The organism is Azospirillum sp. HJ39 (assembly GCF_041507355.1).
Taxonomy (GTDB): Bacteria; Pseudomonadota; Alphaproteobacteria; order Azospirillales; family Azospirillaceae; genus Azospirillum; species Azospirillum thiophilum.
On the sequence record NZ_CP167910.1, the window covers coordinates 538,924 to 553,264 of the forward strand.

At 70.4% G+C, this 14,341-nt stretch carries 15 protein-coding genes; 8 read left to right on the forward strand and 7 right to left on the reverse strand.

The features are described 5' to 3' along the window. Positions 1 to 24: 24 nt before the first annotated feature. Together prs and ABMY26_RS12960 are read right to left on the reverse strand one after the other, a co-directional pair. On the reverse strand, positions 25 to 963 hold the full coding sequence (prs, locus tag ABMY26_RS12955; protein WP_372396128.1) for a ribose-phosphate diphosphokinase: 939 nt from the start codon (positions 961 to 963) through the stop codon (positions 25 to 27). Positions 964 to 1,075: 112 nt separating this feature from the next. After that, a complete protein-coding gene (locus ABMY26_RS12960) occupies positions 1,076 to 1,618 on the reverse strand; it encodes a hypothetical protein (RefSeq protein ID WP_372396129.1) in 543 nt (180 codons plus the stop codon). Between the two features lie 154 nt (positions 1,619 to 1,772). On the opposite strand from ABMY26_RS12960, the gene corA reads away from it, so the two are divergent. The 3 genes from corA to ABMY26_RS12975 are packed head-to-tail and all read left to right on the forward strand — an operon-like array spanning position 1,773 to position 4,355. Next, positions 1,773 to 2,780 carry a magnesium/cobalt transporter CorA gene (gene corA / locus ABMY26_RS12965; protein ID WP_372396130.1) on the forward strand — a complete coding sequence of 336 codons (1,008 nt, stop codon included), beginning with the start codon at positions 1,773 to 1,775 and terminating at the stop codon, positions 2,778 to 2,780. Between the two features lie 55 nt (positions 2,781 to 2,835). After that, positions 2,836 to 3,255, forward strand: coding sequence for a hypothetical protein (locus ABMY26_RS12970; protein WP_372396131.1), 420 nt, complete (start codon positions 2,836 to 2,838; stop codon positions 3,253 to 3,255). A gap of 44 nt (positions 3,256 to 3,299) precedes the next feature. Next, the gene (locus ABMY26_RS12975) at positions 3,300 to 4,355 is read left to right on the forward strand and encodes a 4-(cytidine 5'-diphospho)-2-C-methyl-D-erythritol kinase (protein WP_372396132.1); all 1,056 of its coding nucleotides are present in this window, start codon (positions 3,300 to 3,302) and stop codon (positions 4,353 to 4,355) included. Between the two features lie 4 nt (positions 4,356 to 4,359). Here the strand turns inward: ABMY26_RS12975 and ABMY26_RS12980 are convergent, their stop codons facing one another. From ABMY26_RS12980 to ABMY26_RS12990, 3 genes are all read right to left on the reverse strand, one after another. Beyond that, the gene (locus tag ABMY26_RS12980; RefSeq protein ID WP_372396133.1) at positions 4,360 to 4,674 is read right to left on the reverse strand and encodes a hypothetical protein; all 315 of its coding nucleotides are present in this window, start codon (positions 4,672 to 4,674) and stop codon (positions 4,360 to 4,362) included. 5 nt (positions 4,675 to 4,679) lie between these two features. Continuing rightward, positions 4,680 to 5,717, reverse strand: coding sequence for an ABC transporter substrate-binding protein (locus ABMY26_RS12985; protein WP_372396135.1), 1,038 nt, complete (start codon positions 5,715 to 5,717; stop codon positions 4,680 to 4,682). Between the two features lie 189 nt (positions 5,718 to 5,906). Further along, the gene (locus ABMY26_RS12990) at positions 5,907 to 7,136 is read right to left on the reverse strand and encodes a Bcr/CflA family multidrug efflux MFS transporter (protein ID WP_045585038.1); all 1,230 of its coding nucleotides are present in this window, start codon (positions 7,134 to 7,136) and stop codon (positions 5,907 to 5,909) included. Between the two features lie 291 nt (positions 7,137 to 7,427). Between ABMY26_RS12990 and ABMY26_RS12995 the strand changes: the two genes are divergently transcribed. Further along, on the forward strand, positions 7,428 to 8,432 hold the full coding sequence (locus ABMY26_RS12995; protein WP_372396136.1) for a BMP family protein: 1,005 nt from the start codon (positions 7,428 to 7,430) through the stop codon (positions 8,430 to 8,432). Positions 8,433 to 8,463: 31 nt separating this feature from the next. On the opposite strand, the gene ABMY26_RS13000 is transcribed toward ABMY26_RS12995, so the two are convergent. After that, on the reverse strand, positions 8,464 to 9,657 hold the full coding sequence (locus tag ABMY26_RS13000; RefSeq protein WP_045585040.1) for a pentapeptide repeat-containing protein: 1,194 nt from the start codon (positions 9,655 to 9,657) through the stop codon (positions 8,464 to 8,466). 300 nt (positions 9,658 to 9,957) lie between these two features. Between ABMY26_RS13000 and msrB the strand changes: the two genes are divergently transcribed. The 3 genes from msrB (at position 9,958) to ABMY26_RS13015 (ending at position 11,843) form a co-directional block, all read left to right on the forward strand. Further along, positions 9,958 to 10,374 carry a peptide-methionine (R)-S-oxide reductase MsrB gene (gene msrB, locus ABMY26_RS13005; protein WP_372396507.1) on the forward strand — a complete coding sequence of 139 codons (417 nt, stop codon included), beginning with the start codon at positions 9,958 to 9,960 and terminating at the stop codon, positions 10,372 to 10,374. Positions 10,375 to 10,633: 259 nt separating this feature from the next. Further along, the gene (locus ABMY26_RS13010) at positions 10,634 to 11,203 is read left to right on the forward strand and encodes a hypothetical protein (protein WP_372396137.1); all 570 of its coding nucleotides are present in this window, start codon (positions 10,634 to 10,636) and stop codon (positions 11,201 to 11,203) included. Positions 11,204 to 11,213: 10 nt separating this feature from the next. After that, positions 11,214 to 11,843 (forward strand): hypothetical protein, encoded by a 630-nt coding sequence (locus ABMY26_RS13015; RefSeq protein ID WP_372396138.1) that lies wholly within the window; start codon positions 11,214 to 11,216, stop codon positions 11,841 to 11,843. Positions 11,844 to 11,896: 53 nt separating this feature from the next. Here the strand turns inward: ABMY26_RS13015 and ABMY26_RS13020 are convergent, their stop codons facing one another. Further along, positions 11,897 to 12,592 (reverse strand): response regulator, encoded by a 696-nt coding sequence (locus ABMY26_RS13020; RefSeq protein WP_372396139.1) that lies wholly within the window; start codon positions 12,590 to 12,592, stop codon positions 11,897 to 11,899. A 211-nt stretch (positions 12,593 to 12,803) separates the two neighbouring features. Here ABMY26_RS13020 and ABMY26_RS13025 point away from each other — a divergent pair, with 211 nt between their 5' ends. After that, positions 12,804 to 14,210, forward strand: coding sequence for a PLP-dependent aminotransferase family protein (locus ABMY26_RS13025; protein ID WP_372396140.1), 1,407 nt, complete (start codon positions 12,804 to 12,806; stop codon positions 14,208 to 14,210). The last annotated feature ends 131 nt before the right edge of the window (positions 14,211 to 14,341 follow it).

The following is a 14,341-nucleotide window of genomic DNA, read 5'->3' on the forward strand; positions in this document are numbered from 1 at the left end:
CTTGCGAACCCACCGCTTGCGTCCTTAAAAAGCCCAAAGGGACCGGATGGCGTCGGCGATCAGGCCGCTCAGCGGCATGGCGTTGGACGGATGCGGCACGCCGTCACAGGACAGGGGACGGTCCAGCCCTTCCGCGGCGAACCGCCCGGCGACGGTTTCGCCGTACAGCGCATGGACGCCATAGACCCGCAGCGTGTCCGCCCCCAGCATCCGCGCCGCCCGCGCACAGGAGAAGATCGTCTCGCCGGAACTGATGACGTCGTCGACGATCACCACCGGGCGGCCATGGATGGGAGCGTCCGGCGGCAGCGCCACCGTCACGTCCCGGTCGCCGCGCCGCTCCTTGCGCCCGACGATGCCGGTCAGCCCCAGCGGCCCGGCCACCGCCTCGACCAGCGGGGCGGATTCCTCGTCCGGCCCGACGACGATGGTTCCGGGCGCCACGCCCGTTGCCCGCAGATGCGCGGCGATGGGCGCCGCCCCGCTCAACGCGACGGAGGGGCGGCCGACGAAGACCTCGTCCAGCGTATGGGTGCGGTGCAGATGCGGCTCGACGCAGACGAAGCTGTCGAAGCAGCGGCCGAGCCATTCGCCGACCACCGCCTGGCTGACCGGTTCGCCCGGCCTGAAGATCGCATCCTGGCGCATATAGGCCATGTAGGGCGCCACCAGGCAGAGGTCGGCCACGCCCTGGCGCCGCAGCACCGAGGCGGCAAGGGTCAACTCCACCAGCTTGTCGTTCGGCCGGTCGAGCGACCGGTAGACGATGGCCCGTTCCACCGGTTCGTTCGGGGCCGGTTCGGGCAGGCGGACCAGGCTCTCGCCGTCGGGGAAGCGGTGCAGGTCGGCGATGTGGCAGGGTATCGCCAATGCCTGGGCCAGCCGGCGCGCCGCGTCGGCCGAGTCCGGGAAGCCGTAGACGGCCGTATGGCCATCGGTGCGATTGCCCGTATTGCGGGCCATGCCCCATCTCCTCCTGCCACTTTCGACGGCGGCAAGCTTGGCGCAGGCGGCACGCGCGGGTCAATGATGGCAAAAGGCCGACGTCCCGCGGGCGGCGGCCCGCCGGGACGGCCTATGCCCCGCGGTTGCGTTCGCCGTTCTCCGGCTTGCCGCTCCCCCGCTTGTCGTCCTCCGCCTCGTCGTCGTCGGAGGCCTGCGGATCGACATGGATGCTCTCGGCCTTGCGGGCCAGCCACTGGAAGACGCCGAGCCCGACCACCAGCAGCGTGACCACGCCGAGCAGCATGGTGGGATAGACCATGGCGGAGATCTCGCTGGTCCGCGCCTCGAACACCAGAACCAGCCCTTCCAGGCTGGTGGCGATGATGATGGTGGTCAGGAACTTGGTCAGGGTGCGGCGGGCCTCGTCGGCGCGGCGCAGTTCGCGCTCGCGGACGATCTCCTCCTCGTAGAGGTATTTGGCGATCTCGAACACGGCGATGGCCAGCACGATCATGCCCACACCGTCCAGCATGGCCGAGGTCAGCGCCGCGCCGTCGAGCGACGCCACCCCTTCCGCCACCGTAACGGCCGACAGGCCGATGAACAGCAGGGCGAACAGCGACAGTGTCACCGTCGCCAGCAGGTACATGCCGCGTGCCGCCGACTGGAACATCGTCCTCTCCCTTCCTGTATCGCAGCGTATCCTTGGCAGTGACAACGCACGGGCGCCCGGAACCGCCCGGCCGGTGCCGTCGGATTCGTCGACGCTGCCGGGGAACCTCTTTAGAGTGCCGCCTCGCCACCGTCTCCCGCCGGGTTTTCCATCCATGTCCCTGCCACCGTCTTCCGATTCCGCAACGCCCCGCCATGCCGTGATCGCGAGCGCCGCCTATTGCGACGGCCGGCGCATCGCCGACGTCCCGATCGCGGAGGCGGGAGCCTGGGCGGCGAAGGAGGGCCACTTCGTCTGGATCGGGCTGTGGGAGCCTGACGAGGCGCTGCTGATGGAGGTGAAGCACCAGTTCGGCCTGCACGAGCTGGCGGTGGAGGACGCGCTGCACGCCCACCAGCGCCCGAAGGTCGAGGTCTATGGCGACGGCCTGTTCATGGTCCTGCGCACCGCCAAGCTGGAAAAGGGCGGGCTGGTCATGGGTGAAACCCATCTCTTCGCCGGGCGCGGCTATGTCGTCACCGTGCGCCACGGCGCCTCGACCAGCTATTCGCCGGTGCGGGCGCGTGCCGAAAGCGCGCCGCAATTGCTGAAGCATGGCGAGGATTTCGTCGTCTACACCGTGATGGACTATGTGGTCGACTGCTATGTCCCGATTCTCGACCAGATGGCCGGAATGGTCGACGAGCTGGACGCCCAGCTGATCGCCCGCCCGCCCGGCATGGCGGAGATCGAGCGCATCCACCAGCTGCGCCGCGACCTGGAGCGGCTGCGCCGCAACGCCTCGCCGCTGCTGGAGGTCTGCTCGCGGCTGGAGCGCTTCGACCTGCCGATGATCGATCCGGCGATCCGCCCCTATTACCGCGACGTCCAGGACCATGTGATCCGGATCAACGAACAGATCGGCTCGCTGCGCGAGGTTCTATCCTTCGCCTTTGAAACCAGTATGATCCTGGCCACGGCGCGGCAGAACGACGTGACGCGCAAGCTGGCCGCCTGGGCCGCCATCCTCGCCGTGCCGACGGCCGTCGCCGGCCTCTACGGCATGAACTTCGAGCATATGCCGGAGCTTCACTGGCGGTACGGCTATCCGGCGGTGCTCGCGGTCATCGCCGTCGTCTGCGCCGGGCTGTATATCCGCTTCCGGCGGACGGGATGGCTGTGACGGCGGCCCGCCGCAGGTTCGGGCAGGATCGAAGGGCAGGATTGAAGGACGGGACATGACCGACGCGAAGACCACGCTGCACGCCCTGCTGGACGCCTATCTGCGCTGCCCGGCGGAGACCGCCCGCAGCGAGCTGGAGCAGGCGTTGCGCAGCTACCAGACCGATTGGATCCGTGCCCGCGCCGGGGACGACGCCCCGCCGCTGCCGGCCCCGGCCGCAGCACCGGCTCCGGCCGCTCCGGCGGCAAGGCCGGCGGTGCCCAGGCCGCGCTTCCCCATCGCGTCCGCCGACCTGGAGGTGCTGAAGCGCCTGGCCGACGGCTGGCCCGGCACCACGGCCGAGGTGGCGCGCTGGGCCTGGTTCGAGAACCGGGAACTGGTCACCCTCGTCCCAGGCGCACACGGCGAAGGACCGGAGCGGCTGCAGCTGACCCCGCTCGGCTGGGCGGCGCTCGGCCGCCTGCCGCCGGACTGACCACCCCCGGACCGCACGGGATCGACCCCAACGAAGTGACGCTCATGACCGGCATTCCCATCGTCGAGGCCGCACCGGCCAAGCTGAACCTGTACCTGCATGTCACCGGCCGGCGAGACGACGGCTATCACGAGCTGGACAGCCTCGTCGCCTTCGCCGCGATCGGCGACACCGTCGCACTGGCGCCGGGCGCGGCGCGGGTGACGCTGCGCGGGGCGGACCTGCCGCCGGCCGGGCCGCGGCTGGCCATCGCCGGGCCCTACGGTCCGGCGCTGATGGGCGGGAGGCCGGCGGACAATCTGGTGATGCGCGCCGCCCACGCGCTGGCCGCCCGGCTGGGACGCGAGGCCGACGTCATGATCGCGCTGACCAAGCTGCTGCCGGTCGCATCCGGCATCGGCGGCGGGTCGGCCGACGCGGCGGCCTGCCTGCGGGCGCTGGCCCGGCTGTGGGGGCTGCCGCCCGGCGATCCGGTGCTGTTCGCGGTGGCCGCCGGGCTTGGCGCCGACGTGCCGGTCTGCGTCGCCGGGCGCAGCTGCCATTTCGGCGGCATCGGCAACCTGCTGGACGAAGCACCGGACTTGCCGGAAACCCATGTCGTGCTGGCCAACCCGAACGTCCCGGTGCCGACCCCGGCGGTGTTCAAGGCGCTGGCCAAGGTGCGGGCGCAAGCCGGCGCAGGACTGTGCGGCTCCGGCTTCTCCGCCCCCGCCCGCCTCACCCGCCGGCCGGCCGACGCAGACGACCTCGCGGCGATGCTGCGCGAGCGCACCAACGACCTGACCGCCCCGGCCCTGACCGTCGCACCGGAGATCGCCGACGTGCTGGCGGCGCTGGAGCGCAGCCCCGGCTGCCTGCTGTCCCGCCTGTCGGGCAGCGGCGCGACCTGCTTCGGCCTCTACGCCACGGCGGCGGCGGCGGAAGAGGCGGCGGCGGCCATCGCCGCCGACGAACCCGGATGGTGGGTCAGGCCGACCCGCCTGCTGCCCACCCCGCCCGGCGCCCAGGCCCTGCCGCGCGGCATCGTCGCCGATGCAGCCGCCGCGGTCCCGCCGCCGGCTGCGGCCTTCCCCGACACCGGCGGATGGGGGGTCGGGTGATGCCTCAGGCCCGCATGTAGCCCCAGCCCTCGGCCTGGGCCTCGGCGATGTCGAGGACGCCGGCCGGGACGACGGTCAGTCCGCCGGCGCCGCGGCCGGTCCGGGCGAGCGTGTTGCCGCAGACGCGCAGCAGCCGGTCGGTCTCCGCGTCCGGGCCGTCGAGCGCCGCCGCCACCGCGCCGGCATTGACGACGATGCGGACCTGCGCGTCGGGCCGGGCCGCCAGCAGGTTGCGGGCGTTGTTGCGCGCCCGCTCCAGCGCGGCCGGGGTGGGGGCGTGGATGACCAGCCGCAGGGAAGGCGTCTCGGGCGGGGCCATGGCCGTCACCTGCCCGTCGCGGCGTCGTGGAAGGAGAAATCGAACAGCGCCTCGACATCGACCGGTTCGGTGATCTGGCCCAGGGTCTGCTGGAAAGCCTGCATCTGCCTGGTCGAGTCCAGGATGACGCGCGGGTCGTCGACGAAGGTCGTCGCGTCGGAAGTCAGCGCCGCCCGCATCACCTCGCGTTCGACCAGCCCCTTGCCGATGATCTCGGTCACCAGTTCCGCCGTACGGTCGGGCCTGGACTTGGCGAAGGCGGTGGCGCGGATGTGCAGCTTGACCAGCTCGGCAACGGCCGCACGGTTGTTGGCGATGGCGTCCTCGGTCACCGCCAGAACCGCACCGGGCTGCTTGGGGAACATGGTGCCGGCCTTGGCGACGATGGCGGCGTCGGGCAGGCGGGACTGCACCAGCGTCAGGATCGGTTCCAGGATCGAGGCGCCGTCGATGGCCCCGGTCAGCAGCGCCTGCTGCAAGGGCTGCTCGCCCATGCCGACGATCTCGACATCGTCGGCACCGATGCGGGCGACCTCCGCCATCCAATAGCGCAGCACGGTGTCCGGCACCGACCCGGCCGGCAGCGAGCCGATCTTGGCCGGCCGGCCGTTGGCGGCACGGAAGGCCCTGAACCCCTCGGCCGGGCTGGCGGCTCCGGCGATCGCCTTGGCCAGCGGACCGCGGCCGATCAGCGCCACCTGGTCGATGACGTTGGCGGCGACGACCTTCAGCTTCACGCCCTTCGACCGGGCGATCATCGCCGGGCCGATGCCGACATAGGCGACGTCCAGCGTGCCCGACGCCAGCGCCTGGATCATCGCCGGCCCCGACTGGAAGCTGGTGGTCTGCAAGGCCAGCCCGGCATCCTTCGCCCACCCCTCGCCCGTCAGGACATAGAGCTGGGTCATCGGGATGATCGGGATGTAGCCGACCCGCAAGTCGGTCGCGGCGAAGGCCGGCAGCGGCAGGGACGCGGACACGGCGAGGCTGCCGAGCGCGGCGGCACCGGCCAGCAGATGGCGGCGGCGGACAGGGCTGGACATGTCGGAACGATCCTTCGGCACCATGGCGGGTCTCCTTTGGCGCGCAAGCCTAGTGCGCCCCAAAGGGAAACTCAATTCACATCGGCCGACATCCCCACCATCCGGAAAACAACAACCACGGATCGCGTTATTGTCCCGGCGGAAGACGGCGAAGCAGGTTAAACGTCCGCCGCAAGACGGCGAAGCAGGTTAAACGTCCGCCGCAAGACGGCGGACAGGCCGGATCAGCCACAGGTTGAGCGCCAGGCTGACCAGCGCCGCGCCGCCGATCACCGCGGCCATCGGGATGGCGGTGCCGTTGGCCATCAGCCCGACGCCCCAGCCCGACAGGGCGCCGATGCTGAATTGCAGCATGCCGGCGAGCGCCGACGCGGTGCCGGCCATCTGCGGAAAGGCCTGAAGCGCGCCCGCCATGGAGTTGGCGAAGCAGAAGCCGGTCAACGACATGAACAGGAACAGGCAGCCGACCAGCCCCCACAGCCCGCCCCAGCCGTTGGCGACGCAGACGACCAGCAGAATCCCGCTCGCCGCCGACAGCCAGACGCCGATCCTGAGCATTCTGTCCGACCCGAAACGCATCACCGCCCGGCTGTTCAGCGTGTTGACGATGATCATGCCGACGATGTTCAACCCGAACAGGAAGCCGTAATTCTCCGGCTGCACGCCGAACAGCTCGATATAGACGAAGGGCGAACCGGAGATGAAGGCGAACATCCCGGCATAGATGAAGGAAGACCCCACCGCATAGCCGAGATAGCGGCGGTCGGTCAGCAGCCTGCGGTAGGACTCCGCCAGCACCATCGGCCGCAGGCTGGTGCGCCGCGTCGTCGGATGGGTCTCCGGCAAGGTGGCCAGCGCCAGCATCGCCACCGCGCCGAACAGCGCCTGGGCCCAGAAGATCCAGCGCCAGTTGGCCCAGACCAGGATCTGGCCGCCGATCAGCGGCGCGATGATCGGGGCGGCCCCCATCACCAGCATCATCATCGACAACACGCTGGCGGCGCGGTCGCGTGCGAACACGTCGCGGATCATGGCGCGGACCAGCACCGGCCCGGCGCAGGCCCCGACCGCCTGCACGAAGCGCCAGGCCGCCAGATGGGTGACGTCGGTGGTCAACGAACAGCCGACGCAGCCGACGGCATAGAGCAGGATGCCGGTCGCCACCGGCAGCCGCCGGCCGAACCGGTCGCTCAACGCCCCCCACAGCAGCTGCCCGACGCCGAACCCCAGGAAGAAGGCCGACAGCGTCCATTGCACCTGATCCTGCGGCGCGTGCAGGTCGCGGCCGATCTGCGGCATGCCGGGCAGATACATGTCGGTGCCCATCGGGCCGAACGACATCAGCACCCCGAGCGCCGCGATGAAGAAGGGGCTTTCGGCAGGCGAACGGGCACGGACGGCGGCAAGGCGCGCGAACATCAGCGAATCCGAATGATATTGGGAGGAGGGAAATCGGCCGGACAGGGTCCGCAGCCTGTAAGCTGATCCGTCCGCCGCCGGGCGCAAAGTCCTGTCTCGGCATGGCAGCCTTGACCGGTGCGCGACAGGCGGGACCCGCGACAATCCGGACCCGCCACCGGTTTTTGGATGGCGCCCCCGGCGGCGGCGGCGTCACCCTGGCCGCGACGCAACAAGATTCTGGTTCCAGCCGGAAAAGCATGCCTAAAATTGACTCTGCGTCACGGGGTTCACACAGCCGGAGGCCACGCCATGCCGCACCCCACCCGCCGGTCCGTCCTGCTGTTCGGCACTGCCGGAGCCGGAGTCGCCCTGACCGCGCTGCCGCGACACCCATCCGCCGCGCCTCCGTTCCGGCCCGGTCTCGTCTATGCGGCCGGGCAGAAGTTCGACAAGAGCTTCAACGAGGGGGCCTTCACCGGGGCGGAGCGGTTCACCGCGGCCACCGGCGTCCCGGTCATGGAGTATCTGCCGGCCAGCCCGGCGCAGTTCGAGCAGGGGGTCGCCGCCCTGCTGCGGCGCGGGGCGACCGATATCGCGGCCGTCGGTTTCTATTATGCCACCGCGCTGGCCCGGCTGGCGCCGGCGCATCCGGCGGTGCGCTTCACCCTGGTCGATGCGGTGGCCGAGGGGCCGAACATCCGCTGCGTCACCTTCAAGGAGCAGGAGGGCGCCTTCCTGGTCGGGGTGCTGGCGGCGCTGGCGTCGAAGACCGGGACGGTCGGCTTCGTCGGCGCGCTCGACATCCCGCTGATCCGCAAATTCATCGCCGGCTTCGAACAGGGCGCCCGCCATGCCCGCGGCGACATCCGCGTCCTGGTCAATTTCGTCGGCACCACGCCGGCCGCCTTCAACGACCCGACGGCCGGCGGCGAGGTGGCGCGCAGCCAGTTCCAGCGCGGGGCCGACGTGGTCTTCGCCGGGGCGGGCGTGTCGAACTTCGGCATCTTCGCCGCGGCACACGACGGCCGGCGGCTGGCCATCGGCGTCGACAGCAACCAGAACTACCTGTATCCCGGCACCATCCTGACCTCGATGCTGAAGCGGGTCGATCTGGCGGTGGACTCGGGCTTCCGGGCGGCGCAGCGCGGCAGCTGGGGCGCCGGGACGGTGGCCTTGGGCCTGGCCGACGGCGGGGTCGACTATGCGGTGGACGAGAACAACCGCGCGCTGCTGACCTCGGCGATGCTGGAGGCGGCGGAGGCCGCCCGCCGCGGCATCGTCGCCGGCAGCATCCCGGTGGCGGACGGCAGCTAAACCCGGAGTCCGCTCCCCGCGGAAGGGCCGGTCAAGCCGGCGCCTCGCAAGGCTGCCAGCCGCGGGCGGCGGACAGGTCGGCGCCCTTCAGCGTGGCGAAGCTGGTCTTGATCGCCGTCAGGTCGGTGCCGCGCAGCACCACCCCGGCAAGGCTGGCGTCGCGCAGGTCGGCCCCGGTCAACTGCGCCTTGGCGAAGCTGGTCGGCCACAGCCGGCTGCCGTCGCCGCTGATGTCGACCTTGCGGAACTTGGCCCGCCACAGCTTGGCCCCGGCCAGATTGGCGCCCTCCAGGTTGCAGCCGGACAGGTCGGCGCTGGTGAAGTCGGCATCGCGCAGGTCGCTGTAGGACAGGTCGGCCATCATCAGCTTGGCGCCGGAGAAATCGGCCCCGCGCAGCCCGCAGAAGCGCATGACTGCCCCGCACAGCAATTGGTTCGTGAAGTTGTAGCCGCGCAGGTCGACGCGCTGCAGCTCGATGCGCTCGCCGCCCTTGCCCAGCTTGTCGACCCAGATCTGATGGCCGGCGATCAGGTCGGTCATCCGCGCCGCGGTGGTGGTCAGGCCGGTGCCGTCGACGTCGACGCCGTGCCGCTCCAGCGCCGTGCGCAGCTCCTCGTTCAGGCGGGCGCCGCACATCAGCACGCCGTCCAGCGTCGCCTTGCGCATGATCGCCCCGGTGAGATCCGCGCCGATCAGGATGGCGCCGCTGAGGTCGCTGCCGCTGAGGTCGGCGCCGGACAGGTCGCTGCCGGAGAAGTCGCACTGCGACATGCGGCAATCGCTCAGCACCGCCTGGGACAGGCTGCAGCCGACGAAGGTGGTGGTGCCGTCGCTGTTGCCGGCCGCCCGCAGTTCGCCGGCCTCCAGCACCATGCCGCGGCGCAGGTCGGCGCCCTGGAAATTGGCGTTCACCAGCCGGGCGCCGTCGACCCGCGCGCCGCGCAGGTCGGCACCCTGCAGCTGGGCGCCGGTCAGGTCCGCCCGCGACAGGTCGGTGCCGTAGAGATCGGCCTTCGACAGCACGATGCCGGCCATCCGCGCCCGCGCCAGGCTGGCCCCGGTCAGCTTGGCGCCCGACAGGTTGACGCGGTTGAGGCCGAGCCCGGCCAGGTCGTAGAAGCTGAGATTGGCGCGCCGCCCCCTGCCCGTCGGGTCGCGCAGCAGCCATTGCTGATGCCGCATCAGCGCGTCGCGAACCGCCCGAAGGTAGCGTTCATCCATCATGCGGCGCGTCGTGCCCCGGCAGTGCCGCCCCGGACACGTCGTCCCGGACTGTTGGCTTCCTCGATGTTACCGAAACCGCGGCGAATCCGGAAGGCATGACCCGTCGAACCTTCGCCGAATCCGCAAGATTCTTTTGTTACAGGGTCGCATTCTGTCCGTCATAGGCCCGCCCTACCGTCGCAGCCCCGGCCCGGCCCCATCACATCCGCGCGAGCGGCCCTTCCCCGGCTTGGGTTCCGGGCATGGCCGACCAATATGGTTGGCCTGGACATCGACGATCAGCAGGAGGAGACCGGCGGCATGCCCGAATCGGACAACAAACAGGCGGACGCCAGCGGGCGGGACTGGAAGCACGAGCTCTCGCCCAACCAGTACAAGGTCCTGCGCGAACACGCGACGGAATATCCCGGCACCAGCCCGCTCAACGGCGAGAAGCGGACCGGCACCTACCGTTGCGCCGGCTGCGGCCAGCCGCTCTATGCCAGTGCAACCAAGTACGAGAGCGGCTCGGGCTGGCCCAGCTTCTGGGAGCCGCTTCCGGGGGCGGTCGAGACCACGACCGACTACAAGCTGGCCTATCCGCGCACCGAGGTTCATTGCGCCGCCTGCAAGGGACATCTCGGCCATGTCTTCGACGACGGGCCGGAGCCGACGGGCAAGCGCTATTGCATGAACGGCATCGCCATGACCTTCGTCCCCGGCGAAAAGGCCGACTGAACCGGAGGGCTATGACCGGGCGCCGCCGTAAAGGCGTGCCCGGTCGATATGCCCTGCCAAATCCTCTTACAAAAGTCGGGTTTTCCCCAGGCCGGCTAAAAATTACAACCCTGGAACGGAGGCCGATGGTATGATCGGCCTAGCGCAGTGCCGTGCGGCGGCCATGCGGCGGGGTGTCGCGATGGCATCGCGCCCCGTCCCCGCCCGTGGCACGATGCGCCGGCGTTGTCGGCGCCACGTTGCGGCTGGGGGAGGGCGAATGGTCATTTCGGCCGAGTTCCTGGGGATGCTGCTACTGATCGCCAGCGCCGCCGCGCTCGGTCTGTCCATCGTGGTGGATGTCGGCCGCGTCAGCGCCGAGAAGACCCGCGAGGCGATGAACCAGCGCCAGTACGACAAGAAGCGTGCGGCTCTCGCCGAATGGCGGCAGAAGACCGAACGCAAGCGCGTCGACCTGACCACCCTGCAAGCCCGCCTGACCGAGTTCAACGGCCGCCGCCAGAAGGCGCTGACCGAGCTGAAGGCTTTGGAATATTCGAAGATCGAGCTGGTGCACGAGCTGGGCGACCAGGACACCGACGGCGAAGTCTTCTGGGCCCAGCTGGCGGTCGGCCCCAATTTCAACGAGCTGGACCGCAAGGACATCGTCTTTTCCCGCCAGATCTGGGAATACCGCAACGTCGCGCACATCACGGCGCCTTCGGCCGAACAGGCGCACGGCATGGTGCGGACCAGCTTTTCCCAGCGCAACGGCCTGATCTCCTCGCCGGTGGTGCCGCTGGCGCTCGCCCCCGATCCCGAGGCCGAGGCCGAGGCGTCCGCAGCATGACGGGTGCCGCATGACCGGGATGATGCTGTATTTCGCGCTGGGCCTGATGGTGCTGACCGTCCTGTCCAACAGATACTGGCGCCGCCAGCTGGCACTGACGCGCATCGCCATGTCCAAGCTGAAGGAAAAGGTCGACGACGTGACCAAGGAGGTCGCCGACGTCGCCTCCGACTATGCGCAGCTCGCCCACCACCATGCGGAGACGGAAAAGCGCGTGCAGAAGGCGGAGGTCGAACTGCAGGCCGCCATCCTGGAGCTGGACAGGAAGAAGGCCGCCGCGCTCGACCGCTATTTCGTCTTCGACCGCAACGAGCCGCGCCCCGGCCGCTTCTGGGAGGTCGCGGTGCGCTTCAACCCGGCCGGCGCCAGCTTCGCGGAGCAGCGCGGCTTTCGCGGCTGGACGGGGGTGCGCCGCTATCTGCTGATCGCCGACGGCGACCGCGAGGCGCGCGAACGGGTGGCCGCCCGCTATCCGCGCCGCGCCGGATTCGAGGTTGTGGAGGTCGCCGGCTGCCGGCTGAACGGGCTGACCGTCAACCGCATCTCCGAACTCAGCACCTTCCGCAAGCCCGGCAAGCCCGAGGAGGACGGCGCGCCTGCCCGTCCGCAGCGCCGCTCGACCTCCTCCGCGCAATCCTGACCGCCTCCGCCGACGGCGGAAGACCGGGCGCAAGGCCGACGGCGAAAAATGCCTCAGTCGACCGCCGCCTGGAACATGTAGCCCATGCCGTGGACGGTGACGATGCGGGTGGGGTCGGCCGGGTCATGCTCCACCACCCGGCGCAGGCGGCGGACCAGCCGGTCGATCGAGCGGTCGTAGGGCACCGAATCGCCGCGCAGGGTCAGGTCCAGCAGGTCGTCGCGGCTCAGCACCCGGCCGGGATTCTCGACGAAGGCGGCCAGCAGCTCGAACTCGGCGGAGGTCAGGCGGGCGTCCCCGCCGCCGGGATCGCGCAACCTGCGCTTGTCGAGATGCAGTTCCCAGCCGTCGAACCGCTTGATCCGGCCGCCGGCCGGCCGCGTCGGGCGGGCGATGCGGCGCAGCAGGCTGCGGGTGCGGGCCAGGATCTCGCGCGGCTCGAACGGCTTGGTGATATAGTCGTCGGCCCCCAGCTCCAGCCCGATCAGCCGGTCCATCCGGTCGGAGCGCCCGGTGATCAGGATGATGCCGATGTTGGAGACGGCCCGCAGTTCCCGCGTCACCGCCAGCCCGTCCTTGCCCGGCAGCCGGATGTCGAGCAGCAGCAGGTCGATCCGCCCGCGCGCCAGCAGTGCCGACAGCTGGTCGCCGTCACGCGCCAGCATCACCCGGTAGCCTTCGCCTTCCAGGTAGGCCTTCAGGGTTTCGCGGGTGATGGGATCGTCGTCGACAACCGCAATCGTATGCATCGTCCCCCGCGCAGGACCTCCAACGGGTGGCGGAATGCCGGCCACGCCAATGTTAAGGAAACTATCGGTTCCGCCGGCCGGTTACAATGGCGATGCGCCGGACCGCGCCCCATCCGTCCAGCCGCTCGATTGTATGGATGTCCCGCGGTTTCCAATGGGGACAATCGCGCCGAACTTGCCAGCAGGTCGGGACAATGCCACATTTGTCCCCATGACAAATTGGACCCCGATCCTGGAGGGCCGCCCCGGCCCGCTCTATCGCGTCATCGCCGACGCGCTGGCCGACGACATCGCCGACGGCGTGCTGCCGGTCGGCACGCGGCTGCCGACCCACCGCGACCTCGCCTTCCGCCTCGGCGTGACGGTGGGAACGGTGACCCGCGCCTATGCCGAGGCGGAAAAGCGCGGACTGATCGGCGGCGAGGTCGGGCGCGGCACCTTCGTCCAGGGCCAGCGCGCACCGGCGGCGCTCCCGCTGCCCGGCTGGCCCCCGGCGGTGCAGGCGGCGGCCGGTCCCGTCATCGTCAACATGACCACGGTCCATCCCGAACATGCGGTGGCGGCCCAGGCCCTGGGCCAGACGCTGACCGCCATCGGGGCTTCCGGCCATCTCGCGGCGCTGATCGGCTACGGCCCCCATGCCGGCTTGCCCGAGCATCGCGCCGCCGCCGCCGCCTGGCTGGAGCGCCAGCACCGGGTGAAGGCGGCGGCCGAGTCGCTCCTGCTGACCACCGGCGCGCAGAACGCGCTGGCGGTGGCGCTGGCCGCGATCGCCCGCCCCGGCGACGTCATCCTGGCGGAGCGGCTGACCAACATCGGCACCAAGGCGCTGGCCGCCACCCAGGGCTACCACCTGGAAGGGGTCGCCATCGACGAGCATGGGCTGGTGCCGGACGCCTTCGACAGCGCCTGCCGCCGGCTGGGTCCGAAGGCGGCCTACCTGGTGCCGACCCTGCAGAACCCGACCGCGGTGGTGATGCCCGAGGCGCGCCGCCACGAGATCGTCCGGATCGCCCGGCGCTATGGCGTGATCCTCATCGAGGATGACGTGTTCGGCTTCATGGTGCCAGACACCCGGCCGCTTCAGACCATCGCCCCCGACATCACCCTCTATGTGTCGAGCGTGTCGAAGAGCCTCGCCGCCGGCCTGCGGCTGGGCTTCGTCGTCGCCCCGCCGGAATTGCGCCCGCGCGTCGAAACCACCATCCGCGCCCTGCAATATTCCGCCCCCGCCCTGCCGGCGGAGGTCGTGACGCGCTGGATCCAGGACGGCACCGCCGACCGCATCGTCGCCACCCAGCGCGAGGAGGATCTGGCACGCCAGCGGCTCGCCCGCTCGATCCTGCCGGCCGAGACGGTGTGCGGCCACCCGGCGGCCCAGCATCTCTGGCTCGTGCTGCCCGAGCCGTGGCGGCGCGAGGATTTCGTCGGCGAGGCCCGGCGGCGCGGCGTGATCGTCATCGGCGCCGACGCCTTCGCCGTCGGCCGGGCCAGCGCCCCCCACGCCGTTCGCCTCGGCCTGAGCATGCCGCGCAGCCGCGACGAAGCCGCCCGCGGCCTGCGCGCGCTGGCCGACGCGCTGGATGCGCCGGCGGCGGCGATGCTGTCGATCGTGTGAGGCCATGCAAGGGGCGGGAGGGCCGGCAGCCTGTCCCTCTCCCGCCTCTTCTTGCCCCGCCTTCTTTCGCCGCCTTCATTTCCGGCCGCCATCATTGTTGAATTATTGAAACATTGCGAAAGAGTTCATTC